This is a genomic window from Bacillota bacterium, assembly GCA_040754675.1.
Taxonomy (GTDB): domain Bacteria; phylum Bacillota; class Limnochordia; order Limnochordales; family Geochordaceae; genus Geochorda.
The window spans coordinates 1-1,610 of sequence record JBFMCJ010000769.1 but is presented as its reverse complement, the minus strand read 5'-3'; the positions used below and the strand labels follow the sequence as shown (position 1 = coordinate 1,610).

The window sequence follows — 1,610 nt, the reverse complement described above, 5'->3', positions numbered from 1 at the left end:
CACCATCTTGCCGGTCTGGCCTATCTGCAGGTGGCCGGCAATCCACCCCGCATCCACCGCGGCCCGTGAGGCCCCCACAGCGCCGCCCAGCACGCCGGCTAGCTTCTGCAGCATCTGGAACCCCTCAGCGCCCCCGATACCCCTTCCGCCGGAGACGATAACCCTGGCGTCCTCCAGGCGAAGTCCTTCCGAGGCGGCCCGCTTGCGCTCGACGACCCGCACCCGCCCCGGCGCCGAACCCACTTCTTTGAGCGCCACTTGCACGATGGCTTCCGCAGGGGGCTCCCCCGCCCGGGGCGCCGGCGCGGCAAACGCCCGCGGCCTCACGGTGACCACGGCCTTCGGGCGGCGCGTGCCGATGACCGCCATCGCCTTGCCCCCGTACATGGGGCGAATCCACGCCGGCTTGCCGTCGGCTGGCCTCACCCCGACCGCATCCGTGATGGGCGCCGCTCCCAGACGCATCGCAAGGCGCGGCCCGATCTGCGCCCCGAACGGATCCCCGTTGAGAACGATGGTGGAAGCCTCCGTGGCCCGTGCGGCCTCCGCCAGCGCGCCGAGGTAGCGATCCGGGTCGGGGTCTGCCAGTGTGGCGTCGCCTGCAACAAAGACCCGTTCGGCACCGGCCCTCCACGCTTGCGCCACCTGTGCGCTCGCCGCGCCGGGCTGAAAGCCGCCCAGCACCAGCGCCTCGGCCCGCCCGCCGGCCGCCCGGGCCGCCTCGACGGCGCAGCCGATGAGTTCAGCCCAGCCGGCGTGCAGCTGTCCGTCCGGTGCCAGAATTGCCGCCAGGATGTTCATCGTAAAGCCATCCATCCTTTCGAGAAGCCCCCGGGTCGAGGGGGCACCTTCAGTCGAGCAGCACCTTCAGACGTTCACAGCACCTTGAGGTCGAGCAGGGCCGCCACCAGGGCGTCCACCCGCTCCTCGGGGGAGCTGCCCTCCACGATGCGGCACTGGCGCTGTTGCTGCGGGACGTAGAGATCCTCCAGGGCCGTCCAGGACTGCGCGGCCTCCTGACCGTCGAGGCCCAGGTCGGATCGGGTCAGCACCTCGATGGGCTTGCGGTGGGCCGCCATCACGTCCTTCACCTTCGGGATGCGGGGCACGTTGAAGTCCGCGTTGGTGGTGGTCAGCACGACCGGCGGGGGCACCTCGACCACCTCGGTGCCCTCGTCGGTCTCCCGCTCCACCCGCAGCGTGCCGTCCGGCCCGGGCCTGGCGCGCAAGGCGTTGGCCACCGCCGGCACCCCGAGCATCTCCGCCAGCAGGAGCCCCACCTGGCCCCCGTCGGTGTCGCCGGCCTGCCGCCCGCAGAGCACCACGTCTGCCGGCGAAAGCTTCGTCCGGATGGCGGCCGCCAGCGCGGCGGCGGTGGCGACCCCATCTGCATCCTCGAACCCGGCCGCATCGATGCGCAGGGCCCGGTCGGCCTGCATGGCCATGGCCTTGCGGAGAACTTCCTCCGCAGATTTCGGGCCCAGGCTCAGCGCCGTGACCGTCCCGCCTGCCAGCGCCTCCCGAAGCTGGAGCGCCACCTCTAAAGCGATCTCGTCAAACGTGCTGATGACGAGGGGGGCCTTACCTGGCACCGGCTTCTTCGTTGCCGG

2 protein-coding genes are annotated in these 1,610 nt (G+C 71.6%); both read right to left on the bottom strand.

The window, feature by feature from the left end:
- On the bottom strand, positions 1 to 816 hold an 816-nt coding region (locus tag AB1609_23430), incomplete at its 3' end, for an FAD-binding protein (GenBank protein MEW6049386.1).
- A gap of 59 nt (positions 817 to 875) precedes the next feature.
- Positions 876 to 1,610, bottom strand: a 735-nt coding sequence (locus AB1609_23425) for an electron transfer flavoprotein subunit beta/FixA family protein (GenBank protein MEW6049385.1), incomplete at its 5' end; no start/stop codon positions are given.